Here is a 26,099-nt window from a genome sequence, read left to right on the forward strand (position 1 = left end):
TCAGTATGTCGAACCTCATCCGCGTCGTCGATATTCCGACTCTGCGGAATTCCGACTCTGCGGACCTCATCGGCGTTTACCCTTCCGTATCGCCGTGTGGTCGCCGTATGAGACACCTGAGCTTTGTCTGAGGAACCCGGCGCCGACTCGCGGGCGTGCCGGTCACCGGCGCAGACGGGTATCGGCATAACCTCATTGGATGACCGACGAACGGCCGACAGACCCCGGCACGGCAGATCCCCGCACCGCACTGATCGACTACGCCGAGTCCGCCATCGTCGAGGACGACGCACTGCTCGCGGCGCGTGACCGCGCCGCCGAGCTCGGCACCGACCCGGTCTCCCCCGCCGTCGGTGCGCTGCTGGCCCTGCTGGCCCGGTCGACCCATGCGCGCGCCGTCGCCGAGATCGGTACCGGCACCGGCGTGAGCGGCCTGTGGCTGCTGGCCGGCATGGCCGCCGACGGTGTGCTCACCACGATCGACCCCGAACCCGAACACCACCGTGCGGCCCGGCTGTCGTTCTCCGGCGCCGACATCGCCCCCGGCCGCACCCGCCTCATCAACGGCACCCCGCACGAGGTGCTGCCGCGGCTGTCCGACGAGTCCTACGACATCGTCTTCATCGACGGTCCGCGCCTGGACATGCCGGCCTTCGTCGCCGAGGGCATCCGGATGCTGCGGGCCGGCGGCGTCCTGGTGATCCACCACGCGGCCGCCTCCGGCGCGGTGGCCGATCCGTCGCGCGCCGACCCGGTCACCACCGCGGCCCGGGATGCGGCGCTGCTCGTCGCCGACGACGACCGGCTGCTGCCGGTGGTGATCCCGCTCGGGACCGGGGTGCTCGCGGCCGCCAAGGCCCGCTGACCCGCATCCGGGAACTCCCCCGCGGTGTCGTGGGGCACGCCGAAGGCCGTCCACGGTCCAGGGACGAACCCGCAGAGACGAACCCGCCCACGGACCGGCGGTACCGGGGCCGTGGGCAGATGTCGGACACGCCCGGCCCGGGAGAAGGACCCGGGCCGGTGACGGGGCTCAGATGACGGGGCTCAGACGTCGGGGATCAGACGTCGGTGGAGAAACGCAGTCCGCCGTCGGGGATCTGGACGCCAGGCCACACGCGTGCGCCGCGCAGCAGCTCGCAGCGGGCGCCCACCTCGGCACCGTCGCCGATGACCGTGTCGCGGATGAGTGCGCGCGGACCGATCCGGGCACCCGAACCGACGATGGACCGTTCCACCACGGCCCCCGCCTCGATCACCGCGCCGTCGAAGATCACCGCACCGTCCAGACGTGCCCGCGGACCGATCTCGGCGCCGCGACCGACGACGGTGCCGCCGATCAGCACCGCGCCCGGGGCGATACCGGCTCCCTCGTGCACCAGCGACTCACCGTGCCGGTCACCGAGTGCGGGCGACGGCGCGATCCCGCGGACGAGGTCGGCCGAACCGCGCACGAAGTCCTCGGGGGTGCCCATGTCGCGCCAGTAGGCCTGGTCGACGTAGGCCTGCACATGACGGCCCTCGGCCAGCAGCCGCGGGAACACCTCGCGCTCCACCGACACCTCGCGACCGGCCGGGATCTCCTCGATCACCGAACGGTCGAACACATAGGTTCCGGCGTTGATCTGGTCGGTCGGCGGGTCCTGGGTCTTCTCCAGGAAGGCGGTGACGCGGCCGTTCTCGTCGGTGGGTACCGAACCGAAGGCCCGCGGATCACTCACCCGCACCAGATGCAGGGTGACATCGGCGCCGGTGTCGCGGTGGGTGGCGACCACATTGCGCACATCGGTCCCGCCCAGGACGTCACCGTTGAACACGACGATGGTCGACGCGGTGAGCTCGTCGAGGACGTTGCGGATGCCGCCACCGGTGCCCAGGGGCTCCTCCTCGGTGACATAACGCATGTTGAGGTCGAGCTTGGACCCGTCGCCGTAGTACTCGGAGAACACGTGGGCCTTGAACGAGGTGCCGAGCACCACGTCCTTGATGCCCGACGCCCCGATCCGGGAGAGCAGATGGGTCAGGAACGGCAGACCCGCGGTCGGGAGCATCGGCTTGGGTGCCGAGAGGGTGAGCGGGCGCAGCCGGGTGCCCTTACCGCCCACCAGGACCACCGCCTGCACATCGGACATGTCGATGTCGGGAACATCGGCCGCGGGTTGCCCGTGGCTGCCCACCGAGAAGAACGTCATGGTCTCTCCTTATGGATGAGGTACTGGTCGAATTGTGGCCGGTTCAGGCGTCGGCCGCAGCGGAGTGTCTGGCGGCGCGCACCGCGAGGCGGCACCGGATGGCGAGGCCGACCCGCAGGGCCAGCCGGATCGGGGCACGCAGCACCCCCGGGTTGCGGTCGGCCTGGAACCGGTAGGCGCTGCGATGATGCGCCGGGAGCATGGTCTCGGGCCGCTTGTCGGCGGTGTGACCCTTGGCGTGGGTGACCTCGGCACCCGGGATGTAGACGTTGAGCCAGCCGGCCCGGCCGAGGCGGTCGCCGAGGTCGACGTCCTCCATGTACATGAAATAGCGGTCGTCGAATCCGTTGATCGCGTCGAAGGCCTCGCGGCGCACCAGCAGGCACGAGCCGGACAGCCAGCCGACCGGACGTTCACTGGGTGCGACGTCGTCGGCGCGGTAGGCCGCCGACCACGGATTGGACTTCCACACCGTCCCGAGCAGGGCGTGTCCGGTACCGGACACCAGGTCGGGGACGCGGCGTGCCGACGGGTAGACCGAGCCGTCGGGTTCGCGGATCAGCGGGCCCAGCGAGCCGGCACGCGGCCAGCGGGCGGCCGCGGCGACCAGCTCGTCGATCGCGCCGGGCGACCACTCGACGTCGGGGTTGGCGATCACGATGAACTCCACGTCGTCGTCGAGTTCGCGGACCGCCCGGTTGATCGCGCCACCGTAGCCGAGGTTGCCGCCGGTGTGGACCAGCGTGACGTTGTCGTGCTCGCGGTCGGCGGCCTCGGGGGCGCCGTCACCGGAGCCGTTGTCGGCGATGATCACCGGCGGCACCGACGACGTGGCGTGCACCAGGCTCTCGAGGAAGGTGCGCAGGTGGTCACCGGACCAATAGGTCACCGTCACCACGGCCAGCTTCGAAGTCACCGGGTCAGCCTAGCCAACCGGACACCGGCCACCCACGGCTCGTCATTGCGCGTCGCCGGAGACCAGGGTGTCGTCGATCACGGACGTGTCCTCGGTCACCTCGGATTCGGATTCGGGGGTGTCGGATGCCGGCGACTCCGGGACTTGCGACCCCGAGACCGACGACTCCGAGACCGCGGCGTGCAGGGCCTGGCGCCAGTCGCGCAGCGGGGTGAGGCCTGCGGCCACCCAGGACGCCGGGGACAGGACCGAGTACGCCGGCCGCGGGGCGGGGCGCGGGAACTCGTCGGTGGTGCAGGGCCGTACGCGGTCCGGGTCGGCGCCGACCTCGGCGAACACCGCCTGGGCCACCTCCCACCAGGTGAGCGCCCCGGCGTTGGTGGCGTGCAGGATCTCCCCGGCACCGGTCGGCGAACCTGCGCGCGGGCCGCGGCGGGCCAGTTCCCACAGGCCGTCGGCGAGGTCGACCGCATAGGTCGGCGAGCCGGTCTGGTCGTCGACCACGGTGATGGTGTCGCGGGCGGCCTCGAGGCGGCGCATGGTGCCCACGAAGTCGGGGCTGTCGGGGCCGCCGGTGTACACCCAGGCGGTGCGCACCACGGCGGTCGACGGTGCGGCGGCGACGGCGGCCCGTTCGCCGGCGAGTTTGGTGGCGCCGTAGACGGTGGGCGATGTGGTGACGGAGTCGCTGTCGGCGGGTTCATAGGGGGTGACGCGGGGCGCGACCCCGTTCCCGGCGGAGCCGGCGGCCGGGCCGTCGAAGACGTAGTCGGTGGAGACGTGGATCAGCCACGCCCCGGCGGCCTCGGCGACGGCGGCCAGGTGGGCGGGTCCGTCGGTGTTGACCGCCGCGGCCCGTTCCGGTTCTTCCTCCGCCTTGTCCACCGCGGTGTAGGCGGAGGCGTTGATCACCACGTCACCGGCGGAGAGTCCGGCGAGTGCGGCGCGCACCGAGGCGGCGTCGGTGACGTCGATGTCGGCCGAGGTCAGTCCGTGTACGCCGATCCCGCGCGGGGCGCGGCGGGTGAGCGCGGTACCGAGCTGACCGGCGGCGCCGACGATCCAGACCGCACCGGGGCCCGCATGCCCGCCGGCGGTGGTCGCCTCCTCGGTCCCCGCGTTCCCCGACGTGCCCGTATCCCCCGACATCCCCGTATCCCCCGACATCCCCGTATCCCCCGACATCCCCGTATCCCCCGACGTGCCCGTATCCCCCGGTGCGCTGTCCGTGTGTGCCATGGCCGCCATCGTGCCCCACGCGGGGGGTGTCTGCCATGTCGCCGTACCCGACGGTTCGCCGTCTCCGGACCCGGTTCCGGATAGTCGGTTTCGAGGGGTTGCGCCACCGGTTCGTGACCGATCACTCGACGCCCGCCCGGCGTTGCGCCCCCGAGTTCACCAACAGATTCAGTAGCCTTGCGACTGCAAACCACATCAGGCACGTCCAGCACTCGAGTCACAGAGGTCCCAGTAGCCGAGGTCCCAGTAGCCGAGGTCCGGACGGACGCCGCCGAGACGACGGAGAAGGAAGACCACACGTGGAGTCCCGCCCCGACGGCGCGCGCCGACGGCCGAACCGGCCGAGTGGTGACGTGGAACCCCGCCCCGACGGCGCACGCCGGCGGCCGACCGGCGATGACGCCCGGTCGCGCCACGCACGCCCGGACTCCCCGGATGCACCGCGTTCCCGGCAGTCCGGCCACGACTCCCATGGACAGGCACGGGCCGAGATGCGCGCCGATGGCCCGCCCCCACGGCGGCGTGCCCGCCCCGAGTCGGTACCGCCCCGCGACGACTCGCCGCGGCGGCGTCCGGCTCCGGGCCCCGACGATACCGGCGGCGGCGAGGCACCCCGGCGTGGACCGCGGCAACGCTCCTCCGGCGAGATCCACACCCGCAGTGCCGAGGCGTCGGACCGTCCCCGCGCACCCCGTCAGCGCCCAGCCGCCGAGCGAACCCCCGGCGAGCGAACCCCCGGCGAGCGAAACCCCGGCGAGCGCACATCAGGTGACCGCACACCGGGTGAGCGGCCGGTCCGCCGTCGCCCGGCCGACCAGACCTCCGACACCCCCCGCTCGGGCCGGAAACGTCCCCCCGCCGACCCCGCGACACGCAAGGCCGCCCCGAACCGACGGGCCCCCGCACCCGGCACCTCGGAGCGGGACAGGGAAGGCCGGGATCGGGAAGACCGGGACCTGACGGCACAGCGTCCGGCAGGGCAACGGTCGTCGTCCCGGCGGCGCCCCCACCGGGCCACCCCCGACCAGAACATCCCGGACCGGAACACCCCAGACCGGAACACCCCCGACAGGGCCACCACCACCCGGGACACGACCGGCGAGAAGCGCCGCGTCCGCACCCGTCGGCGAGACACCCGGGCACCAGAAGCCCGGGCATCGGACACCCGTGCATCAGACACCAGGGCGGTTGCCGCCGCCGCACCCGCCACCGTCGACCCCGACACCGAGTCCGGGACCGATTCCCCACCGCCACGGCGACGGGGACGTATGACCGGGGTGTCCGGCAGCTGGATCGGCCGCGGACTCGTCGCCCTGGTGTCGGTGGCGGTGCTGCTGGGCACCGGCTACGTATGGCGTTCGGTGGACAACCTCGACTCCGACATCACACGCCTGGCCGGACTCGGCCTGGGCAACGGCAGCGACGGCGCCGTCGACATCCTGCTCGTCGGTACCGATTCGCGCAGCGACGCCAAGGGCAACCCGCTGACCCCGCAAGAACTGAAGATGCTGAAGGCCGGTGACGAGGTCGCCACCAACACCGACACCATCCTGCTGATCCGCGTCCCCAACGACGGATCGTCGGCAACGGCCATCTCCATCCCCCGCGACTCCTATGTCGACGTGCCGGGAATCGGCAAGACCAAGATCAACGCCGCCTACGGCGCCACCCGGGAATCGGTGCGGCGCAAGGCCGTCGAATCGGGCACCGACGAGGCCGACGCCGAGCGGGAGGGAACCGAGGCCGGACGCAAGGCCCTCATCGACACCGTCGCCGCACTGACCGGCGTCGAGGTGGATCACTACGCCGAGGTCGGCCTGCTCGGCTTCGTGCTGCTCACCAACGCCGTCGGCGGTGTGGACGTGTGCCTGAAGAACCCGGTCCGCGAACCCATGTCGGGGGCCCGGTTCAAGGCGGGACGCCAGACGCTGAACGGTTCGCAGGCACTGAGTTTCGTCCGCCAGCGTCACGAGCTGCCGCGCGGCGACCTCGACCGCATCACCCGCCAGCAGGTGTACATGGCCTCGCTGACCCAGAAGATCCTGTCGGCGGGCACCCTCACCGACCCGGGCAAGCTGAACGAACTGCAGAGCGCGGTGTCACGCTCGGTGATCATCGACGACGACTGGGACGTCCTCACCTTCGTCGAACAGCTCAAGGACCTCAGCGGCGGCCGGGTCAAGTTCGCCACCATCCCGGTGCTCGACGACCACGGATGGAGCGAGGACGGCCAGCAGAGCGTGGTGACCGTCGACCCGGCACAGGTGAAGACGTTCACGTCCAATCTGCTCGACCCGTCCCGGAACACCGGCCGCAGCGAGTACACCGTCGACGTGGTCAACGCCGGCACCGTGGACGGCCTGGCGGCCAACGTCTCCGGCATCCTCACCGCGAAGGGTTATCAGGCGGGCGCCACCTCGTCGACGCCCACCAACGATCGCGACTCGGTGGTCTATGCGCACGACGCCGACGACCCGGGTGCCCGGCTGCTCGCCAAGGATCTCGGCGGACTGACCGTACGTGCCGACCCGTCGATGCCCGAGCACCGGATCCGCGCCGTGCTGACCAACACCTACGATGGGACCGGCTCGGTGTCGGACGTGGGTGCGAGCTCCCCCGACACCTCGGACCAGGCCAGTACCCCGGCCGCCGCCAACCGGGCGGCGATCACCGCCAACTCCGACGGTCCGACCTGTGTGAACTGATGACGACTTCCGAGAAGACCCTCACCGCCGCGGTGTTCGACGCCGTGGACGACCACACCCGACCGGCGCTCACGTTCTACGACGACGCCACCGATGAACGCACCGAACTCAGTTGGGCCACCCTGGGCAACTGGGCCGCCAAGACCGCCAATTTCCTTGTCGCCGAGCTCGGTTCGGCGCCCGGCGACGACGTCGTGGTGGATCTGCCGGAACACTGGCAGACCGCGGGCATCCTCCTCGGGGCGTGGTGGGCCGGTGCCCATGTGCACGTACCGGGTGACGGTGGGCTCCCGGACTCCCCGATCGCGGTGTTCACCTCCGCCGAGGGCATCGACGCCCACCCGGACGCCGAGGAACTGCTGGTGGCCCCACTCGATCCCTTTGCATTGCCGGTCAAGGGACTTCCGCCCGGGGTCTCCGATTTCGGGTCGCGGGTGCGGGTGCACGGCGACCAGATGCGTGGCCCACGCTACGGCGGCCCGGCACTCAACGGTGTTGCGGGAGAGACGGTTCTGACGCAGGCCCGGTCGGCGGCACAGACCGCCGGACTCGAGCCCGGTGGCCGGGTGCTGTCGACGCGCGAGTGGCGGTCGGCCGCCGGGATCGTCGCCGACCTCCTCGGGCCGCTGGCGACCGGTACCGGGCTGGTGTGGGTGGCGCACCCGTCGGGTCCGCAGGATCGCCGGGCCGAGACCGAGCGCGCGGTCCTGCTGCCGGACTGACTTTCTCACCGACGCGGCGCGCCGCACTGCGTGATCGGGCGCACCGCACCGTGGGATCGGGCGCACCGCACCGTGGTGATCGGGCGCACCGCACCGTGGGATCGGGCGCACCGCACCGTGGTGATCGGGCGCACCGCACCGTGGGATCGGGCGCACCGCACCGTGGGATCGGGCGCACCGCACCGTGGTGATCGGGCGCACCGCACCGTGGGATCGGGCGCACCGCACCGTGGGATCGGGCGCGCCGCACCGCGGGATCAGGCAGAGTGGGGACCATGAAACTGCCTGCCGCACTCGCCAGGTCGAACAGATACGTGGCCAACCGGGTCCAGGGTCTGTGGGCCCCGTATCTCGCGCCGTGGGCCGTCGTCGAACACACCGGCCGCCGGTCCGGGACGCCGTATCACTGCCCGGTGCTCGCGTGGACCGACGACGACCGGCTCGGGATCGTGCTGGCCTACGGCCGGGACACCGATTGGGTACGGAATGTGCTGGCCGCGGGCGGCTGCGGGATCACGCGCCGGGGACGTCACCAGCGCCTGGTGCGGCCGCGGATCATCCCCGCCGACTCGCCCGATCTCCCCTTCGGTGCCCGCATCGCCGGGCGACCGTTCGAGTGGGCGCTGATGGGCACCCTCGTCGACGCCGACGACACGCCGGCCGGGGGCACCAGCGCATGAGCGACGACCGGCTCGACGACTTCACCGCCGAGGACGCCACCCACCTGGGCGTCACCCGGCGGGTGTACCGCAAGGGTTCCGGACCGGCGGTGATCGTGATCGCCGAGATGCCGGGGATCACCCCGGCGGTCGCCGATTTCGCGCGTCGCGTCGCCGATCTCGGCGCCACCGCGGTGATGCCCTCACTCTTCGGCACCGACGGCAAGGACGTCTACGGCGGCAACCCGGTGGGTGCCGCGGTGTCGACGGTGACCACGATGGCACGGGCGTGCATCAGCCGCGAGTTCTCGATCCTGGCACTGGGCAGGTCGTCGCCGGTCACCCGGTGGCTGCGGGCGCTGGCCGCCGACGAGCACGAACGCTGCGGCGGACCCGGCGTCGGCGCGGTCGGCATGTGTTTCACCGGCGGGTTCGCCCTGGCCATGGCCGCCGACGACCGGCTCCTGGCGCCGGTACTGGCACAGCCCTCCCTGCCGTTCGCCGTCACCGGCAGGCATCGCCGGTCGATCGACATCGGTGCCGACGACCTCGCCGCGGTCCAGGCCCGCTGCGCCAAGGGACTCCAGGTGATGGGCCTGCGGTTCGAGGGCGACCTCATGTCACCGGCCCCGCGGTTCCACAAACTCGAGGAACTGCTCGGCGACGCCTTCATCGGCATCGAGTTGCCCGACGCCACCGCCAACCCGGATTCGCCACTGCCCAAACCACATTCGACGCTGACCGCCGACCTCGTGGACGAGCCCGGCCAGCCCACCCGGGTGGCCCTCGATCAGGTCCTCGACTTCCTGCGTCGCCGCCTGGAGATCACCGCCCCGCCGACCTGACCGGCCTGCCGACCCGACCACCCAGACCTGACCGGCCTGCATACCGGAGCGGCCCGCACAGGACCGGCCGGGTGTCTCAGTCGCCCAGCAGCTTCGCCCGCAGGGCGGCATCCTTCTCGAGCACCATCTGCTCGAGGCCACGCTGGAAGCTCTCCATGCGGGCGCGCAGTGCGGGATCGGCGGCACCGAGGATGCGCACCGCCAGCAGGCCGGCGTTGCGTGCCCCGCCGACCGACACGGTCGCGACCGGGACACCGGCCGGCATCTGCACGATCGACAGCAGCGAGTCGAGTCCGTCCAGGTGACGCAGCGGAACGGGCACACCGATCACCGGCAGCGGGGTGGCGGCGGCGACCATACCGGGCAGGTGCGCGGCACCGCCGGCACCGGCGATGATCACCTCGATGCCGTTCTCGGCGGCCGCGGTCGCATAGTCGAGCATGCGCTGGGGCGTGCGGTGCGCCGACACCACACCCACCTCGAACGGGATGCCGAACTCGGCGAGTGCCTCGGCGGCGAGCTGCATCGTCGGCCAGTCGGAGTCGCTGCCCATGATCAGCCCGACGCGGGCCTTCAGGACGTGATCGGCGGCGCCGGCCGCGTCGTCGCCGCTCGTGGTTCCGGTGCTGTCAGTGATCCCGGGCATCAGTGCCCCTCCCATCCATCGGTCCACACCGCCGTGGACATCCAGTGCGCGGCACGTTCGGCACGTTCGCGGACCGAGGCGAGGTCGTCGCCACCGGCTCCGACGATATTGACATGCCCGATCTTGCGGTCGGGCCGCTCCCCCTTGCCGTACAGGTGCACCTTGGCTTCCGGGATGCGCGCCATCAGGTGGTGCAGGCGCTCGTCCATCGACATCTGCGGGGCCTCGTCGGCGCCGAGGATGTTGGCCATCACGGTCACCGCCGAACGCGGTGCGGTGTCGCCGAGGGGGTAGTCGAGCACAGCACGCAGGTGCTGTTCGAACTGCGAGGTGACCGCACCGTCCATGGTCCAGTGCCCGCTGTTGTGGGGGCGCATCGCGAGTTCGTTGACGAGCAGTTCGCCGTCGACGGTCTCGAACAGTTCCATCGCCATCACACCCACGACGCCGAGTTCGTCGGCCAGCCGCAGTGCCATCTGCTGGGCCTGCGCGGCGAGCTCCGGGTCCAGACCGGGGGCCGGGGCGAGCACCACCGCGCACTGTCCCTTGCGCTGGATGGTCTCCACCACCGGCCACGCGGCACCCTGCCCGAACGGCGAGCGGCCGATCATCGCCGACAGCTCGCGACGCATCGTCACCTTCTGTTCGGCGATCAGGTCCACCCCGGTGTCGAACTGCTCGTCGAAGACCGCCATCGCGGCGTCGCGGTCGTCGACGATCCACACCCCGCGTCCGTCGTAGCCGCCACGGATCGCCTTGAGCACGATCGACCAGTCGTGCCGGTCACCGAACTCGGTCAGGCGGCCGCGGGCCAACCCCAGGTCGCCGGAGAGATCGGCGTAGTCGGGTACGGGCAGTCCCAGCTCCGACAGCCGCAGCCGCATGGCGCGCTTGTCCTGGGCGAACTGCAGGGCCGTCGACGGCGGGAGCACCGAGACGCCCTCGGCCTCCAGGGTCTGCAGATGGTGCAGCGGCACACCCTCGTGATCGAAGGTGAGGGCCACCGATCCGCGGGCCGCGGCCCGCAGGTCGTCGATGTCGTCGTGTGAGCCGAGTACGACGTCGGCGCTCACCTGGGCGGCCGGGTCGTCGGCGGTGGCGGCGAGTACCCGCAGACACTGCCCCAGAGCGATCGACGCCTGATGTGTCATCCGGGCGAGCTGCCCGCCACCGATCATGGTGACGGTCGGCATGGCCGCGCCGCCGGACCGGTCGTGCGGGGGTGCGGGGATGCGGGGGTCGGCGCCGGGCGCGCCGTCAGGCGAAGTCACGCGATCCATCGTGGCATGCCCGGCATGTCGGGCGCATGACCGACCGCGGTGAAGTTACCACCCGGTCGGGGTCCTACACTCGTGTCTTGTGCCATTCATCGATGAGACCGTAGCCCGGCTACCGGAGCCGGTCCAGCGGCTGGTGATGAAGCACCATGAACTGATCAAGTTCGCCTTGGTGGGCGGCACCACGTTCATCTTCGACATGGTGATCTTCTACTCGCTGACGTTCACCGTGCTTCAGAGCAAACCCGTCGTCGCGAAGATCATCTCCGGCGTCCTCGCCACCATCCTGAGCTACATCCTCAACCGCGAGTGGGCGTTCAAGAACCGCGGTGGCCGTGAGCGCGCGCATGAGGCATTCCTGTTCTTCGGCATCAGCGGTATCGGCGTGTTGCTGCAGGCCGCGCCGCTGTGGGTGGCGAACAACGTCTTCGACCTGCGCTCCAATCTCGGTTCGCTGGAACTCGCCGTCGTCGACTTCATCCTCGGATTCCTGATCGGCAACCTGCTGCAGATGGCGTTCCGGTTCTGGGCCTTGCGCAAGTTCGCCTTCCCGGAGGAGAACCTGCGCGGCGGTGACGCCGGATCGACCGATCTGTACCCGAGTGTCGAGGAACTCAACGATGAGGAACTCGGTCACGCCTGACGTGTGGTCGTGGCGAGCCCGGTCCCGGCGGCCCCGATCCCGGCGCCGACGCCGACGCCGACGCCGACGGCACCACCACCGAGAAGATCGGCGGCCGACGCCGGCTCAGTTCCAGGCGACCACCGTCGGCCTCGACGAGTGCACGCGCCAGCGACAGCCCCACGCCGTTGCCCGCACCGGCGGAGAAGCCCCGCCGGAAGATGTCCTGCACGAGGTCGTCGGGTACTCCCGCGCCGTCGTCGGCGACGGTGATCCGCACCATGTCGCCGGCCAGGGCCCCCACGCCGATCCGGCAGTCCCCGGCCCCGTGCTGCAGGGCGTTGTCGACCAGCACGCTGACCGCCTCCCGCAATCGGCCCGGGTGGGCCGACAGCGCCACCGGCCGGCCGGTGTAGGTGGTGCGCAGCCGTCGGCCCTGTGCGTCGAAGGCGTTCTCGAAGTCTCCGACCAGCGTGGTGATCAGCTCGGTGACGTCCAGGCGCACCGGCTCGGCGGGATCGTCGCGGGACGCGGCGACCATCTCGTCGAGTTCGGAGGCCAGGCGTTCGACCTGCGCGAGCCCGGCCTCGGCCTCGTGGACCACGGCGGGATCGTCGTGCAACGACAGCTCGTCGAGGCGCAGCTGGATGGCGGTGAGCCGGCTGCGCAGCTGATGTGAGACGTCGCCGACGATCTCGCCCTCCCGTTCCAGCCGCAGCGCGATCTCGGTGTTGGCGTCGCCGAGCGCCCGTGACACCCGGTCGAGTTCGGTGATGTCGTAGGTCTTCCACTCCGACCGGAAGTCGCCGCGCGCCATCGCCGCGGCCCGGTCGGCGAGGTCGATCAGCGGGTCGGCGATCCGGCCGGCGGTGACCGCCGCGGCGACGGTACCGGCGGCCAGCGACGACGCCACCACCAGCAGCACGATGCCGACGGCGGCGAGCTGGTCGTTGCGGACGTCGTCGAGCGGGATCTCCAGGACCAGCGATCCGGCGTCACCGAGGCCGATGCTGTCGGTCATCGCCGGGCCGGCGATGTCGGGGCCGACGGTGCGACTCGACGAGCGGCCGCTGTTCTCGGTGTAGGTGAGGACCAGCCGGCCGCCGTCCGGGATCAGGGCCAGCACCGAGGCGGTGTCGAGCCGGGCGGGGTCGAGCGCGGCGTCATGCCCGTCGTCGGTGCGGATGAGCTGATCGGAGATCGACTTGAGGCGGCTGTCGAGGGTCTGGTGTGCGTTGTCGCCGACCCACCACCAGGCGATCACCGACAACGGGATGCCCAGCAGGGCGCCGACCGCCACCAGCATGGCGATCATGGTGTAGAGGATGCGGCGACGCATGGACGTGGCCGGTCAGCGGCCGCGGGTCACGGGTCGAACCGGAACCCGACTCCGCGCACGGTGACGATGTGCCGCGGCCGGTCGTGCCGGTCGTCGCCGATCTTGCGGCGCAGCCACGACACGTGCATGTCCAGGGTCTTCGACGACCGCAGGTCGGCCGATCCCCACACCTCGGTGAGGATCTCGTCGCGGCTGACCACCTCACCCGCGCGTTCCATCAGGAACCGCAGGAGGTCGAACTCCCGGTTGGCCAGCACCAGGTCCTGGCCGTCGATCAGCACCCGGCGGCCACGGGCGTCGAGCCGGATGTCGCCGCCCTCGAGGACCACGTCGTCGGCGGTCTGCCTGCGACGCAGCAGCGCACGCACCCGGGCCAGCAGCTCGGCCAGCCGGAACGGTTTGCCGACGTAGTCGTCGGCACCGGCGTCGAGGCCGACGACGAAGTCCACCTCGTCGGTGCGGGCGGTGAGCATCAGAACGGCCAGTTCGGGGCGGCGGGCGCGCACGCGCCGGCAGACCTCGAGCCCGTCCATCTCCGGCAGTCCGAGATCGAGGATCACCAGCTCGAAACCACCGTCGACGGCGCGTTCGAGGGCCTCGGTGCCGGTGCCGACCACCTCACAGCCGTATCCCTCCCGGGACAGGGCGCGGGCCAGCGGTTCGGCGATCGCGGTGTCGTCCTCGGCGAGCAGAACATCGGTCACAGGGCAGTCCTCTCCCGGCGGGTCATCGGCGGGTCCGGCGGTCACGGGCGTGGTCGGCATCCGGGTCGGCGTCGTCGTCGCGGTGATCCCGACGATCATCCCACCGGTCATCACCCCGGCCCACATCTCCCCTGCCCACATCTCCCCTGCCCACATCTCCTCTGTCCACGATGTCGAGCACCTCGTGGTAGAGCAGCGCGTGCACCTTCTCGACCTGGGGGATGTCGGCGAACTCGAGCGGCTCGTCGGAGGCCGACTCGATCATCAGGGTCCCGGTCCGCAGCATCCGGTCGACCAGACCGTGACGGAACTCGACGGTGTTGATCCGGCCGATCGGGATGTCGATCCCCGACCGTGTGAGGATGCCGTTGCGGAAGATGACGCGCCGGTCGGTCAGCACGAAGTGCGTGGTCTTCCACGACACCAGTGGGCGGACGAAGAACCAGATCGCCGCCGCCGCCCACAGCACCCCGATGGCGATGTAGGCGACCGTCGCCGACGTCGAGGTGAGTCCGGTCGACGACACCACACCGAGCAGCAGGCCCGCGACGGCGCTGACGAGCACGAAGAGCAGGAACGGTCCGAGCAGACATTTCCAGTGCGGATGCCGGTGCAGCACGATCCGTTCACCGGGCGCCAGGTTCTCCCGTGGATATGCCATGCGGTCAGCATAGGCGCGGGGTCGGCACGACCGCGGAGCGTCGGGAGGACGGGGCACCGTCGGTAGACTGACGACCGAATATTTTCTTCTCGACGAGGTTCAGGAGACGCTCATGACCTATCGCGACCCCCGGGATCCGCGCACGTCGAAGTATGAGCCCGGGTACGCACCGGACTCGCGTGCGTACAGCCGGCAGGATCCGGCCTACCAGGACCCCGGCTACCAGAATCCTGCCTATCAGGATCCCGCCTATCAGAACCCGGCGAACGCCTACGGGCAGGACCCGTACGCGCAGCAACAGCAGCCGCCGCGACCGGCGGCCCAGCCGCGCAAGCGCGTCGGCCCGGACATCAACGTCGGCATGTTCGTCGGCGGCATCGTGATGACCGGTGTGGTCACCGGACTGGCCGCCTGGCTGGTGGCGTGGATCATCCGCAGCATCGTCGACCAGGTCAACGCGAGCGGCCGGTTCGGCATCTGGAACCCGGTCGCCAACGACGAGATCTGGTTCGCGCTCACCGGTTTCCTGTGCGCCGTCGCAGCCGGTGCGCTGTGGTACGTGCTGCAGATCATCACGCCCACCCCCGACGCGTTCTTCCGCTGGATCGTCGGACTGCTGATCGCCGCGGCGGTGATCATCCCGATCGTCGCCTACGCCTCCGGCCAGATCTCGGTGGGCATCGGTACCGCGGTCATGCACCTGGTGATCGGCCTGCCGATCTTCTCGCTGGTGCCCGCGATGGGACACAAGAGCGTCAACAGCGGCCGCTGATCCGTCCCCGGGGCGAGTACTCCGGGGACGGCTGCTCCCGGCGGGCCGGCGCCTGCGCGGGCGCTCAGTCGTCCTCGGGCCGCAGGTGTACGACGTCGGCGGCGGTGGCGCTGACCTGTTCCCCGCTGTCGGTGCGGACCACGATCCGTCCGTCTGGGTCGACGTCGACGGCCGTCCCCACCCGCACGTCGTCACCCGGCAGGATCAGCCGCACGCGACGGCCGAGGGTGTCGCAGCGGTCGCGGTAGCGGCGGGTGATGGTCGCGAGATCGTCCGGCCATCCCAGGCCGCCGAGGGCCCGCAGGTAGTCGACGGCCAGCGCGGCGGCGTCCACCGGTTCACCGAGTTCGATGCGCAGGCTCGTCGCCGTCGGCACGGGTAGCTGATCGGCGGTCATGTCGGTGTTGAAACCTGTTCCGACCACCGCGATCCCGCCGGGCACCGAGTCGGTCGCCGCAACGTACTCGGCGAGGATCCCCGACACCTTCTTGTCCCCGATCAGCACGTCGTTGGGCCACTTCAGCATCGCCCGCAGGCCGGTGGTCTCCTCGATCGCGGTGGCCACGGCGAGCCCGGTGGCCAGCGACAGCCAGCCCAGGGTGTCGGTGTGCCCGCGGACCGGCAGCACCGCCGAGATGGCCAGCTGCGCACCGGCCGGGGCCTCCCACACCCGCGAGTGCCTGCCTCGACCGGCGGTCTGGTCGGTGGTGATGCGGGCGGTGCCGACGATGTCGGGCTCCGATGCCCGCGCCACGAGGTCGGCGTTGGTCGAACCGGTCGAGTCCACCACTTCCACCCGCTGCCAGATCGTGCCGGCCAGCCGGTCGCCGAGACGGTCGATGCCGGAGCGCAGATCCGAGGGGTCGCCGGAGGTGAGATCGGTCATGACCAGTCACCCTACGGGGCGCTGACCTGCTTCGGACGCGGTATCCCACTTCCCCGACCGATCGCTCGGGAACATGAGTGAAATCTCACGTTGGGGCGGGTTGACGGGGGTCACACTCCTCTGGCTAGCATCGGATTCCATGACCACTGCTTCGTCCGACTCCGGCGCCGCGCCGAATATCCACACGACGGCCGGAAAACTCGCCGATCTGCGCCAGCGACTCGAGGAAGTGAAACACCCGGTCGGCGAGGCCGCGGTGGAGAAGGTCCACGCCAAGGGCAAGATGACCGCCCGCGAGCGTATCGAGAACCTGCTCGACGAGGGTTCGTTCGTCGAGCTCGACGCCCTCGCCCGCCATCGCAGCATCAACTTCGGGCTCGCCGACCGTCGCCCGCTCGGCGACGGCGTGGTGACCGGCTACGGCACCATCGACGGCCGCGAGGTGTGTGTCTTCTCGCAGGACGTCACCGTCTTCGGTGGCAGCCTCGGCGAGGTCTACGGCGAGAAGATCGTCAAGGTCATGGACCTGGCGATCAAGACCGGCCGGCCGCTGATCGGGATCAACGAGGGCGCCGGTGCCCGCATCCAGGAGGGTGTGGTCTCCCTCGGCCTCTACGCCGACATCTTCTACCGCAATGTCCGTGCATCCGGCGTGATCCCGCAGATCTCGCTGATCATGGGTCCGGCCGCCGGCGGCCACGTGTACTCCCCCGCACTCACCGACTTCGTGGTGATGGTCGATCAGACCAGCCAGATGTTCGTCACCGGCCCCGACGTCATCAAGACCGTCACCGGCGAGGACGTCACCATGGAGGATCTGGGCGGCGCCCAGACCCACATGACCAAGTCGGGTGTGGCGCACTACGTCGGCTCCGACGAGCAGGACGCCCTCGACTACGTCAAGGAACTGCTGGGCTACCTGCCGAGCAACAACCGCGCCGAGCCGCCGCGTCTGCCGGTGGCCGCCCCGGCCGCGGGGTCGATCGAGGAGACCCTCACCGAGGAAGATCTCGAGCTCGACACCCTGATCCCGGATTCGGCCAACCAGCCGTACGACATGCACGAGGTCATCCGCCGCATCGTCGACGACGAGGAGTTCCTCGAGGTCCAGGCCGAGCGTGCGACCAACATCATCGTCGGCTTCGGCCGGGTGGACGGACGCAGCGTGGGCATCGTCGCCAACCAGCCGACCCAGTTCGCCGGCTGCCTCGACATCGACGCCTCGGAGAAGGCCGCACGCTTCGTGCGCACCTGTGATGCGTTCAACGTGCCGATCGTGACCCTGGTGGACGTCCCGGGCTTCCTGCCGGGCACCGACCAGGAGTACAACGGCATCATCCGCCGCGGCGCCAAGCTGCTCTACGCCTACGGCGAGGCCACCGTCGGCAAGATCACCGTCATCACCCGCAAGGCCTACGGCGGCGCGTACGACGTGATGGGCTCCAAGCACATGGGTGCCGACGTCAACCTGGCCTGGCCGACCGCCCAGATCGCCGTGATGGGCGCCTCCGGTGCGGTGGGCTTCGTCTACCGCGGCCGCCTCAAGGAGGCCGAGGCCAACGGTGAGGACGTCGACGCGCTGCGTCTGGAACTCCAGCAGGAGTACGAGGACACCCTGGTCAACCCGTACGTCGCCGCCGAGCGTGGCTACGTCGACGCGGTGATCCCGCCGAGCCACACCCGCGGCCAGATCGCCACCGCGCTGCGGCTGCTGGAGCGCAAGATGGTGACCATGCCCCCGAAGAAGCATGGGAACATCCCGCTGTGAGCGCCGACGAGACGACCGGCGTGAGCGCCGGGGAGAACGCCGCCGAGAAGGCTCCCTTCCTGCGTGTGGTGAGCGGTAACCCGACCGCCGAGGACGTCGCCGTGCTGGTGTCGGTCCTCGCCGCGGCCGGCGGATCGGGCTCGGGCCCGGCCGACACCGAACCCCGCAACGAGTGGGGCCGCCCGGTGGACCGGCTGCGCCCGCAGTGGGGTTCACCGCTGGGCTTCACCAACCTCGGCCGCTGACGCCGGTGGCCACCACCGGGCGTACACCGCGCCATGAGGTGATCCTGGGGTCGGCGTCGCCGGCACGGCTGTCGGTGCTGCGCCGGTCGGGGCTCGACCCCCGGGTCGTGGTCTCCGACGTCGACGAGGACTCCGTCCTGGAGGGTCTGCTCGGCGCCCCGCCCGAGGATGTGGTGGCCCGGCTGGCGATGGCCAAGGCCGACGCCGTGGTGGCCCGGCTGGTCGCCGAACGTTCCGGCACCGATCCCGGACCCCACGCCGACCGCACCGTGGTGATCGCGTGTGACTCGATGCTGCTGTTCCGTGGCGCGCTGACCGGCAAACCGCACACCCCCGAGGTGGCGATCGCCCAGTGGAAGCGTGTGCGCGGACATTCGGCGCAGTTGCTGACCGGCCATCACGTGAGTGTGCTGGCCGGTCTGGACGTGGTGGCCTCGGCCAACGACACCTGCACCACCACCATCGAGTTCGCCGACGCCACCGACGCCGAGATCGAGTCGTATGTGGCCACCGGTGAACCCCTGGAGGTGGCCGGCGGGTTCACCCTCGACGGTCTCGGCGCATGGTTCGTCGACGGCATCGACGGCGACCCGTCGTCGGTGATCGGTATCGGTCTGCCGACGGTGCGCCGGCTCCTGACGCGGGTCGGGATCGCCGTCGCCGACCTCTGGCAACCCGGCTCCTGATCACCGGTGGTCCCGATCACCGCCACGATCTGATCCGCCGGCACCGGTTCTCCGGTGCCGGCGGTGTCGTGTCCCGGCCGCTGTCATGTCTGCGCCGTCCCGGCCGGGGTCAGGTCTGCGCCGTCCCGGCCGGGGTCAGGTCTGCGCCGTCCCGGCCGCTGTCGTGTCCCAGAGGGTCTCGGTCGTTCCGGCCGTCAGCCGAACACCTCGGGCCAGTACTTGGTGAAGCAGTTCACCGGCTGGCCCTGTCCGAGCGATGGTCCGAAGAAGCCGAGGGAGATCGCGCCGATCCGCTGTGTGGCGGTGCCGTGGCCCTGGCCGGGGGCCGGGTCGGCGATCTTCTGCAGCAATGCGACGGCCTGGGTGATGTCGGCGATCGACAGCTGGTGGCGCTTGAGCACGGTGGCCGCCCAGTTGCCGGCCAGGCAGTCGGCGATCAGCTCGGCGTTCTCCCCGCGCGGCTCCGACCGCGGACCCAGCCCGCCGGCCTGTGCGATGCGGTCGACCACGGCGTGCCCGTACTCGTGTGCCACGACCGTCGCCGCGGTGAACTCGCCCTGGAACCCACCGATCTGATCGAGCGGGCCCTGGACCAGGAAGGTGCCGGTCCAGATCCCGACGAAGGTCTCCACCGGCAGGATCACCGATCCCTCGACCCGTTGCCCGGAGCCGTCGGCGGCCACGTCCACCGGGCAGAAGAAGGCATTCGGGGTGTCGGACTCGACCACCGTGTCCCGGTCGTCGGTGTCGGTGCACGAGGAGCGGAAGGTCTCCCCCGAGGCGACCAGTACGCGGCCGGGATCCGGGTTGCCCCAACCCAGTTCGTCGAACCACGGCCCCCAGGTGCCGTCGAGGTCGTCGAGCACCGAGCTCAGGTACGCCGGGACCTTCTGCTGCGCATTGCCGGCGGTGATCTGTCCCTGCATCAGCGACGACGTCGGCACCGGCAGTGCGGGGCAGTTCCCGGCGGTACAGTCGCCGGGGACCGAGCCGGTCGGCGCCGACGACGATCGTGTGGTGCTGCTGCGCGGGGTACTCGAGGCCGTCGACGACCCGGATGCCGAGGTCGTCGCCGTGGTGGTGGCGGGAGACCGGGTGGGGACGGCCTCGTCGTCGCCGCCGGTCGAACATGCGGCGAGCCCGATCGCCGTGACCGCGATCGCGACGACGAGTCGGAAACGGGCCGAGCCTGGACGCATCATGTGAGGAATCTAGCAACGCTTCGGGGTGCGGCCGAACAGGTTGTCACCAGTTGAATGACCGGGAGGTCGCGACACCGCAGACCGTGATGTCGCGGTTGTCCCGACCGGCTGCCGATGCCGCGAATCGCCGCACCGACCCGGTTGGCCGCCCGCCGCACCTCGCGACTGGGTAGGCTTTCTGCGGGACCGCGCAGCCCGCCGATCCCTGACCCACTGTGGGAGAGGTTGTTCAGTTGAGCGTTGAGACCGACCAGAATCCGGCCTTCGCCGATTACGCGCACCCCGAGCGGCTGGTGACGACGCAATGGCTCTCCGCGCATCTGGGCAGCAAGGGACTCAAGATCATCGAGAGCGACGAGGATGTGTTGCTCTACGACATCGGGCACATCCCGACCGCCCAGAAGGTCGACTGGCACCTGCACCTCAACGATCCCGTCACCCGCGACTACATCAACGGTGAGCAGTTCGCAGAACTGATGCGCAGCAAGGGAATCGAGCGCGACGACACCATCGTCATCTACGGCGACAAGTCCAACTGGTGGGCCGCCTACGCACTGTGGGTGTTCACCCTGTTCGGCCATGAGGACGTCCGGCTGCTCGACGGCGGACGCGACGCGTGGATGGCCGAGGACCGCGACACCTCCTTCGACGTCCCGGAGTACCCGCGGTCGGACTACCCGGTGGTCGAGCGCAACGACTCCGCGATTCGTGCCTTCGCCGCCCAGGTCCGTGAGTCCCTGGGCACCGAGCCGCTGATCGACGTGCGCTCGCCGCAGGAGTACACCGGTGAGCGCACCCACATGCCCGACTACCCGGAGGAGGGTGCACTGCGCGGCGGTCACATCCCCACCGCGGTGTCGATCCCGTGGGCCAAGGCGGCCGCACCCGACAGCCGTTTCCGCAGTCGCACCGAGCTCGACGAGATCTACGGTGGCCTCGACCCGCAGACCCCGACCATCGCCTACTGCCGGATCGGTGAGCGCTCGAGCCACACCTGGTTCGTGCTGACCCATCTGCTCGGATTCGGCAGCGTCCGCAACTACGACGGTTCGTGGACGGAGTGGGGTAACGCCGTGCGCGCACCGATCGTCGTCGGTGACGAGCCGGGTACCGCGCCCAGCTCGTCATGAGTCTGCCCCCAGCTCTCGCCGAGATCGTCGACGACTTTGCGGCCGCAGGCGATTCGGACCGCGTCACCATGCTGCTCGAGTTCGCCGGCGAGTTACCCGACCTTCCCGAGGACCTTCGCACCGAGGCGATGGAACCGGTACCCGAGTGCCAGTCCCCGGTGTTTCTGTCGGTCGACGCCGACGACCCGGGGTCGGTGCGCCTGTTCTTCAGCGCACCACGGGAGGCCCCCACCACCCGGGGATTCGCCTCGATCCTGCACCAGGGTCTCGACGGCGCGTCGGCTGCGGAGATCCTGGCCGTGCCGGGCGACTTCTATCACGATCTCGGGCTGGCCGCGGCGGTCAGCCCGTTGCGACTGCGCGGGATGGCCGGGATGCTCGGCCGGATCAAGTCGCAGGTGCGCGCGCAGACCGGAGCCGGCCCCGCCGGCACCGGATCGGCGACCCCGCCCGCGGGCTCCCCGACGTCGGACTGATGAAGTTCATCCAGATCCTCGAGGAGCCGATCGAGCCGGGCGGGCTCGTCGAGTGGACCCCGTTCACCCCGGGCGGCCTGGGCACCTGGAGCCCGGATCCGCGGTTGACCTCACACAATCACGAACAGCACCTGCGGGCGGCGTTCGAGTACCGTGCGCGCACGCACCGGGAGGGCGGCCGCGAGTCGTGGCTGGGCGTGTCCGTCGAGTTCGACGAGGCGCTGTCGATCCCGGCGTTGCGCGCGACGCTGCGGTTCTGGATCGACCGGCACGAGGTGCTGCGCAGTCACGTGGTGATCACCCGCGACGGCTTGCGGCGGCTGACCACCGCACCGGGGACGGTCCGGCTGAACATGGGTCGGATCGGCTGGTATGCCGAGCCCGGACCGCTCGTCGAGCAGCTGGCCGGTTCCTTCGACCGTGCCACCGCCCCGATGCACTGGCCCGCCTACCTGTTCGCGACGATCGGCCGGGAGTCGTCGTTCACGCTGATCTTCACCGCCGACCATTCCCTGCTCGACGGGTACTCGCTGATCATGGCCCAGCACGAGCTCACCACGATCTACCGGGCGATGCGCGACCACCGGCCGGTGGACCTGCCCGAGGTGGGCAGTTACGTCGACTTCAGTGCCGCCGAGCGACGCCAGGCCGACCAGGACGGTGCCGACCACCCGGCGGTGAGCACCTGGAGCAGATTCCTGCAGGCCGGCAGCGGCGACATGCCCGCCCTGCTGTCGGCGTCGGCCGACACCACCACCGTCCCCGGCCCGGCCGCCGGCGGTGAACGGCCCCAGGAGTCGCGGTCGGGGGTCATCACCGACGACGACACCGCGAACCGGTTCGCCGCGGTCTGCGCCGAGGCCGGCGGATCGCTCACCGCTGGGGTCCTCGCCGCGTTCGCGATGGTGCACCACGACATCACCGACGACCCCGAGTTCCGGTGCGTGCTGCCCCGGCACACACGCAACGACGCGCGCTGGCTGGCCGCGCTCGGCTGGTTCGTCGCCGTCGCACCGTTCTGTCTCGACATGTCCGATTCGCCCACCTTCGACCAGACGGTGGCGCGGTCGACCGCGGAGTTGAAGCATTCCCGACAGGGGGCATCACTGCCGTATCTGCGGGTGGCCGAGCTGATCGGCCACAGCGGGCATCCACGATTCGTGATCTCGTTCATCGACACCCGCTATGCCCCGGGTGCGGCCGCCGCCGACGCCGGCCGGGCGAAGGTGCTGCGCAGCCACTCCTACTCCCCCGACGAGGTCTACATCTGGATCAACCGCACCCCGTCGGGCCTGCGGTATTCCACCCGCTTCCCGCACCACGCCGACGCGGAGCTCGTGCCCGGGTTCCTCGCCGCCTTCGCGGCCTGTGTGCGGGCCGTCGCCGATGGCAGCACATTCAACTCGCGGATGTGACCCACACCTCCACCGATCGTTTGCTCGGTGGGTTAGGGTGAATGCCGGTGTGTGCGCCGCCTAGACTCCAGGAGGTGCGCCACGCCGGTCGCGGACACCCTGTTGTGACCGGTGCCCAGAACCCGATTTCGGCGCCCTATCCGGACGCCGTGCCGAACCGCCCCGTGGCGCGCACGCGACGCGGCGCCCCCAAGTAAGGCCCAGGAGAACAAGTGCCCAGTCCCTCTGCCATCAGCAAGGTCCTCATCGCCAACCGTGGCGAGATCGCCGTCCGTGTGATCCGTGCCGCCCGTGACGCCGGGATCGCCAGTGTCGCGGTGTACGCCGAGCCCGACGCGAACGCGCAGTTCGTCAAGCTCGCCGACGAGGCCTTCGCGCTCGGTGGTCAGACCTCGGCGGAGTCGTACCTGGTCTTCGACAAGATCCTCGACGCCGCCAAGACCTCCGGCGCCGACGCCATCCACCCCGGCTACGGCTTCCTCTCGGAGAACGCCGACTTCGCCCAGGCCGTGATCGACGCCGGCATCACCTGGATCGGCCCGTCGCCGCAGTCGATCCGCGACCTCGGCGACAAGGTCACCGCCCGCCACATCGCCCTCAAGGCCGAGGCCCCGATGGCGCCCGGCACCAAGGACCCGGTCAAGGACGCCGACGAGGTCGTCGCCTTCGCCAAGGAGTACGGCGTGCCGGTCGCGATCAAGGCCGCCTTCGGTGGCGGTGGCCGCGGCATGAAGGTCGCCTACACCATCGAGGAGATCCCCGAGCTGTTCGAGTCGGCCACCCGTGAGGCCATCTCGGCCTTCGGCCGCGGCGAGTGCTTCGTGGAGCGCTACCTGGACAAGGCCCGCCACGTCGAGGCCCAGGTGATCGCCGACCAGCACGGCAACGTCATCGTCGCCGGTACCCGCGACTGCTCGCTGCAGCGCCGCTTCCAGAAGCTGGTCGAGGAGGCCCCCGCACCGTTCCTGACCACCGAGCAGCGCGAGCGCATCCACTCCTCGGCCAAGGCCATCTGCCGTGAGGCCGGCTACTACGGTGCCGGCACCGTGGAGTTCCTGGTCGGCAACGACGGCCTGGTCTCCTTCCTCGAGGTCAACACCCGCCTGCAGGTGGAGCACCCGGTCACCGAGGAGACCTCCGGCATCGACCTCGTGCGCCAGCAGTTCCGCATCGCGCAGGGCGAGAAGCTCGAGATCTCCGAGGATCCGACGCCGCGCGGACACTCCTTCGAGTTCCGGATCAACGGCGAGGACGCCGGACGCAACTTCCTGCCGGCCCCCGGCCCCATCACCGTCTACCGTGAGCCGTCCGGCCCGGGCGTGCGCGTCGACTCCGGCGTGGTGGCCGGCGACGTCATCGGCGGCCAGTTCGACTCCATGCTGGCCAAACTGATCGTCACCGGTGAGACCCGCGAGCAGGCGCTCGAGCGTGCTCGCCGCGCACTCGCCGAGTTCGAGGTCGAGGGTCTCGCGACCGTGCTGCCGTTCCACCGCCACATCGTGTCCAACCCCGCGTTCATCGGTCACACCGACGAGAACGGTGTCGAGTCGTTCGACGTCTACACCAAGTGGATCGAGACCGACTGGGTCAACCCGATCGAGCCCTACACCGGTGGCGAGGCCATCGAGGACGACGACACTCCGCGACAGAACATCGTCGTCGAGGTCGGTGGCCGCCGCGTCGAGGTGTCGCTGCCGGGCGATCTGGCCCTCGGTGGCGGGGGTGCCGGCGGTGGCGCCATCCGCACCAAGCCCAAGGCCCGCACCCGCAAGAAGGGCGGCGCCGCCGCTGCGTCGGGTGACGCCGTCACCGCACCGATGCAGGGCACCGTGGTGAAGGTGGCCGTCGAGGAGGGGCAGACCGTGGCCGCCGGTGATCTGGTGGTGGTCCTGGAGGCCATGAAGATGGAGAACCCGGTCACCGCCCACAAGGACGGTGTCGTGACCGGACTGGCCGTGGAGGCCGGTGCCGCGATCACCCAGGGCACCGTGCTCCTGGAACTGAAGTGACGTTCGCCTGATCGGGTTGCCGTAGTGGAACCCATCGAGATCAACGCCGGGACGTGGTATCTGCGGGCGCTTCGCGCCGACGAGCGGATCACCGACGTCCCGGCGTTGTCGGCTCTCGGGATAGATCAGCCCGCCACGTATGTCGCTGCGGCCGAACATGATTGGCACACCGAGACCCGATTCACCTGGGCGGTGTGCATCCCCACCACCGGCGAGCTCGTCGCCGTGATCGGGGTCGACGCCGACCGCGGCCTGTGGGGTCGTTGCCGTGACGGCCACGACGAGGCACTCACCACGGCGATCGGCCCGGTCACACGGTTCGCCGACGGCGCGCTCGGACTCGGTGCCGTGGGGCCCCTCACCGACGGGCTCTGAGATCCCGATCGCCGGATCCCGATCGCCGAATGTCCCGGGTCAGTCCGGCACGTCGTGATCGACACCGGTCGCGAGATCACCGCATTCCACCACCGTGACGTCGTCACGGCCGCGCAGATAGGTCTGTGCACCGACGTCACCGGCCAGGACCGCCCGGACGCCGCACAGATGGTCCGCGCCCAGATACACCGGATGACCGGACCGACCGTCGTAGACGGCGCGGACGAGCGCGTCCCGCCGACCGCCCGCGGTGGCCACGATCCGCGCCACCACGTCGGACCCCACGTCCGGCGTGTCAACAACATGTAAAACAACCCCGTCCATCTCGGGCCGATCGGCGACGTGATCGAGTACCGCACGCACACTCGCCGAGACTCCCACAGCCCAGTCCGGGACCGTCACCGCCTGCGACTCCGGCGGCGGATCGACGAGTGCGGCCCCCATCGCGACCAGCACCTCGGCGCACCCGCCACGTCGCAGTGCATCGACCGCGATGTCGAGCCACTCTCCTTGCTGGGCAAGGATTTTCGGGATACCAAATCTTCTGCCCCCGCCGGCCGCGAGAACCGCACCGACATCCATGGCCGATCCCCTTTCCGACGGTGACG

26 protein-coding genes are annotated in these 26,099 nt (G+C 70.4%); 15 read left to right on the plus strand and 11 right to left on the minus strand.

The genetic code is table 11. The features are described from left to right. The first annotated feature begins 199 nt into the window (after positions 1-199). Positions 200-865 carry an O-methyltransferase gene (locus GD1_RS09065; protein ID WP_059036776.1) on the plus strand — a complete coding sequence of 222 codons (666 nt, stop codon included), beginning with the start codon at positions 200-202 and terminating at the stop codon, positions 863-865. A gap of 196 nt (positions 866-1,061) precedes the next feature. Here GD1_RS09065 and manB read toward each other — a convergent pair whose 3' ends face one another. From manB to rfbD, 3 genes are all read right to left on the minus strand, one after another. Then, the gene (gene manB, locus GD1_RS09070; protein WP_238403910.1) at positions 1,062-2,132 is read right to left on the minus strand and encodes a mannose-1-phosphate guanylyltransferase; all 1,071 of its coding nucleotides are present in this window, start codon (positions 2,130-2,132) and stop codon (positions 1,062-1,064) included. Between the two features lie 103 nt (positions 2,133-2,235). Next, positions 2,236-3,108 (minus strand): glycosyltransferase family 2 protein, encoded by an 873-nt coding sequence (locus GD1_RS09075; protein ID WP_083533989.1) that lies wholly within the window; start codon positions 3,106-3,108, stop codon positions 2,236-2,238. A gap of 42 nt (positions 3,109-3,150) precedes the next feature. Next, positions 3,151-4,257: a dTDP-4-dehydrorhamnose reductase gene (gene rfbD / locus GD1_RS09080; protein WP_083533990.1), complete on the minus strand. Its 1,107-nt coding sequence runs from the start codon at positions 4,255-4,257 to the stop codon at positions 3,151-3,153. 1,358 nt (positions 4,258-5,615) lie between these two features. On the opposite strand from rfbD, the gene GD1_RS25750 reads away from it, so the two are divergent. The 4 genes from GD1_RS25750 to GD1_RS09105 all read left to right on the plus strand — a co-directional run bounded on the left by GD1_RS25750 (position 5,616) and on the right by GD1_RS09105 (position 9,278). After that, positions 5,616-7,052, plus strand: a complete 1,437-nt coding sequence (locus GD1_RS25750) for an LCP family protein (RefSeq protein ID WP_059036794.1) — start codon at positions 5,616-5,618, stop codon at positions 7,050-7,052. Further along, positions 7,052-7,774 carry a TIGR03089 family protein gene (locus GD1_RS09090; protein WP_053778008.1) on the plus strand — a complete coding sequence of 241 codons (723 nt, stop codon included), beginning with the start codon at positions 7,052-7,054 and terminating at the stop codon, positions 7,772-7,774. Before GD1_RS25750 ends, GD1_RS09090 begins: the two co-directional genes overlap by 1 nt. A 275-nt stretch (positions 7,775-8,049) precedes the next feature. Next, positions 8,050-8,454, plus strand: coding sequence for a nitroreductase family deazaflavin-dependent oxidoreductase (locus GD1_RS09100; RefSeq protein ID WP_053778027.1), 405 nt, complete (start codon positions 8,050-8,052; stop codon positions 8,452-8,454). Beyond that, on the plus strand, positions 8,451-9,278 hold the full coding sequence (locus GD1_RS09105; protein ID WP_059036779.1) for a dienelactone hydrolase family protein: 828 nt from the start codon (positions 8,451-8,453) through the stop codon (positions 9,276-9,278). Before GD1_RS09100 ends, GD1_RS09105 begins: the two co-directional genes overlap by 4 nt. A 76-nt stretch (positions 9,279-9,354) precedes the next feature. Here GD1_RS09105 and purE read toward each other — a convergent pair whose 3' ends face one another. Together purE and GD1_RS09115 are read right to left on the minus strand one after the other, a co-directional pair. After that, a complete protein-coding gene (gene purE, locus GD1_RS09110; protein ID WP_274381598.1) occupies positions 9,355-9,924 on the minus strand; it encodes a 5-(carboxyamino)imidazole ribonucleotide mutase in 570 nt (189 codons plus the stop codon). Continuing rightward, complete coding sequence (locus GD1_RS09115) at positions 9,924-11,204, minus strand: 5-(carboxyamino)imidazole ribonucleotide synthase (RefSeq protein ID WP_083533992.1); 1,281 nt, start codon at positions 11,202-11,204, stop codon at positions 9,924-9,926. Before GD1_RS09115 ends, purE begins: the two co-directional genes overlap by 1 nt. A gap of 79 nt (positions 11,205-11,283) precedes the next feature. Here GD1_RS09115 and GD1_RS09120 point away from each other — a divergent pair, with 79 nt between their 5' ends. Further along, the gene (locus GD1_RS09120) at positions 11,284-11,844 is read left to right on the plus strand and encodes a GtrA family protein (RefSeq protein ID WP_217997888.1); all 561 of its coding nucleotides are present in this window, start codon (positions 11,284-11,286) and stop codon (positions 11,842-11,844) included. Here the strand turns inward: GD1_RS09120 and GD1_RS09125 are convergent. From GD1_RS09125 to GD1_RS09135, 3 genes are read right to left on the minus strand one after another with little or no spacing between them, the layout of a single operon-like run. Continuing rightward, positions 11,816-13,162 carry a sensor histidine kinase gene (locus tag GD1_RS09125; protein ID WP_059036780.1) on the minus strand — a complete coding sequence of 449 codons (1,347 nt, stop codon included), beginning with the start codon at positions 13,160-13,162 and terminating at the stop codon, positions 11,816-11,818. The two genes, GD1_RS09120 and GD1_RS09125, sit on opposite strands and share 29 nt — an antisense overlap. Positions 13,163-13,188: 26 nt before the next feature. Continuing rightward, the gene (locus GD1_RS09130; protein WP_053778031.1) at positions 13,189-13,866 is read right to left on the minus strand and encodes a response regulator transcription factor; all 678 of its coding nucleotides are present in this window, start codon (positions 13,864-13,866) and stop codon (positions 13,189-13,191) included. A gap of 22 nt (positions 13,867-13,888) precedes the next feature. Further along, positions 13,889-14,527 (minus strand): PH domain-containing protein, encoded by a 639-nt coding sequence (locus GD1_RS09135; protein ID WP_083533994.1) that lies wholly within the window; start codon positions 14,525-14,527, stop codon positions 13,889-13,891. Between the two features lie 112 nt (positions 14,528-14,639). On the opposite strand from GD1_RS09135, the gene GD1_RS09140 reads away from it, so the two are divergent. Then, positions 14,640-15,299 carry a hypothetical protein gene (locus GD1_RS09140; RefSeq protein ID WP_053778010.1) on the plus strand — a complete coding sequence of 220 codons (660 nt, stop codon included), beginning with the start codon at positions 14,640-14,642 and terminating at the stop codon, positions 15,297-15,299. A 64-nt stretch (positions 15,300-15,363) separates the two neighbouring features. Here the strand turns inward: GD1_RS09140 and GD1_RS09145 are convergent, their stop codons facing one another. After that, entirely contained in the window at positions 15,364-16,185 is an 822-nt protein-coding gene (locus tag GD1_RS09145) for a biotin--[acetyl-CoA-carboxylase] ligase (RefSeq protein ID WP_053778011.1), read from the minus strand. 139 nt (positions 16,186-16,324) lie between these two features. On the opposite strand from GD1_RS09145, the gene GD1_RS09150 reads away from it, so the two are divergent. Genes GD1_RS09150 through GD1_RS09160 form a run of 3 tightly spaced genes read left to right on the plus strand, consistent with a single transcriptional unit; the run spans position 16,325 to position 18,884 of the window. After that, positions 16,325-17,953, plus strand: a complete 1,629-nt coding sequence (locus GD1_RS09150; protein ID WP_059036781.1) for an acyl-CoA carboxylase subunit beta — start codon at positions 16,325-16,327, stop codon at positions 17,951-17,953. After that, positions 17,950-18,198 carry an acyl-CoA carboxylase subunit epsilon gene (locus tag GD1_RS09155; protein ID WP_059036782.1) on the plus strand — a complete coding sequence of 83 codons (249 nt, stop codon included), beginning with the start codon at positions 17,950-17,952 and terminating at the stop codon, positions 18,196-18,198. Before GD1_RS09150 ends, GD1_RS09155 begins: the two co-directional genes overlap by 4 nt. A 5-nt stretch (positions 18,199-18,203) precedes the next feature. Then, a complete protein-coding gene (locus GD1_RS09160; protein WP_053778032.1) occupies positions 18,204-18,884 on the plus strand; it encodes a Maf family protein in 681 nt (226 codons plus the stop codon). A gap of 194 nt (positions 18,885-19,078) precedes the next feature. On the opposite strand, the gene GD1_RS09165 is transcribed toward GD1_RS09160, so the two are convergent. Then, on the minus strand, positions 19,079-20,086 hold the full coding sequence (locus GD1_RS09165) for a neutral zinc metallopeptidase (protein WP_238404001.1): 1,008 nt from the start codon (positions 20,084-20,086) through the stop codon (positions 19,079-19,081). A 233-nt stretch (positions 20,087-20,319) separates the two neighbouring features. On the opposite strand from GD1_RS09165, the gene GD1_RS09175 reads away from it, so the two are divergent. The 5 genes from GD1_RS09175 (at position 20,320) to GD1_RS09195 (ending at position 25,491) form a co-directional block, all read left to right on the plus strand. After that, positions 20,320-21,216 carry a sulfurtransferase gene (locus GD1_RS09175; RefSeq protein WP_053778013.1) on the plus strand — a complete coding sequence of 299 codons (897 nt, stop codon included), beginning with the start codon at positions 20,320-20,322 and terminating at the stop codon, positions 21,214-21,216. Then, on the plus strand, positions 21,213-21,692 hold the full coding sequence (locus tag GD1_RS09180; RefSeq protein WP_059036784.1) for a SufE family protein: 480 nt from the start codon (positions 21,213-21,215) through the stop codon (positions 21,690-21,692). The genes GD1_RS09175 and GD1_RS09180 overlap by 4 nt, the downstream gene beginning before the upstream one ends. Then, positions 21,692-23,107 (plus strand): condensation domain-containing protein, encoded by a 1,416-nt coding sequence (locus tag GD1_RS09185; protein WP_059036785.1) that lies wholly within the window; start codon positions 21,692-21,694, stop codon positions 23,105-23,107. Before GD1_RS09180 ends, GD1_RS09185 begins: the two co-directional genes overlap by 1 nt. Positions 23,108-23,319: 212 nt before the next feature. Continuing rightward, positions 23,320-25,116, plus strand: coding sequence for an acetyl/propionyl/methylcrotonyl-CoA carboxylase subunit alpha (locus tag GD1_RS09190; RefSeq protein ID WP_059036786.1), 1,797 nt, complete (start codon positions 23,320-23,322; stop codon positions 25,114-25,116). A gap of 24 nt (positions 25,117-25,140) precedes the next feature. Beyond that, positions 25,141-25,491, plus strand: coding sequence for a GNAT family N-acetyltransferase (locus GD1_RS09195; RefSeq protein WP_020792106.1), 351 nt, complete (start codon positions 25,141-25,143; stop codon positions 25,489-25,491). Between the two features lie 39 nt (positions 25,492-25,530). Here the strand turns inward: GD1_RS09195 and GD1_RS09200 are convergent, their stop codons facing one another. Further along, positions 25,531-26,073 carry a nucleotidyltransferase family protein gene (locus GD1_RS09200; protein ID WP_020792109.1) on the minus strand — a complete coding sequence of 181 codons (543 nt, stop codon included), beginning with the start codon at positions 26,071-26,073 and terminating at the stop codon, positions 25,531-25,533. Positions 26,074-26,099: the final 26 nt, after the last annotated feature.

The sequence above is a fragment of the Gordonia desulfuricans NBRC 100010 genome, assembly GCF_001485495.1.
Classification (GTDB): Bacteria; Actinomycetota; Actinomycetes; order Mycobacteriales; family Mycobacteriaceae; genus Gordonia; species Gordonia desulfuricans.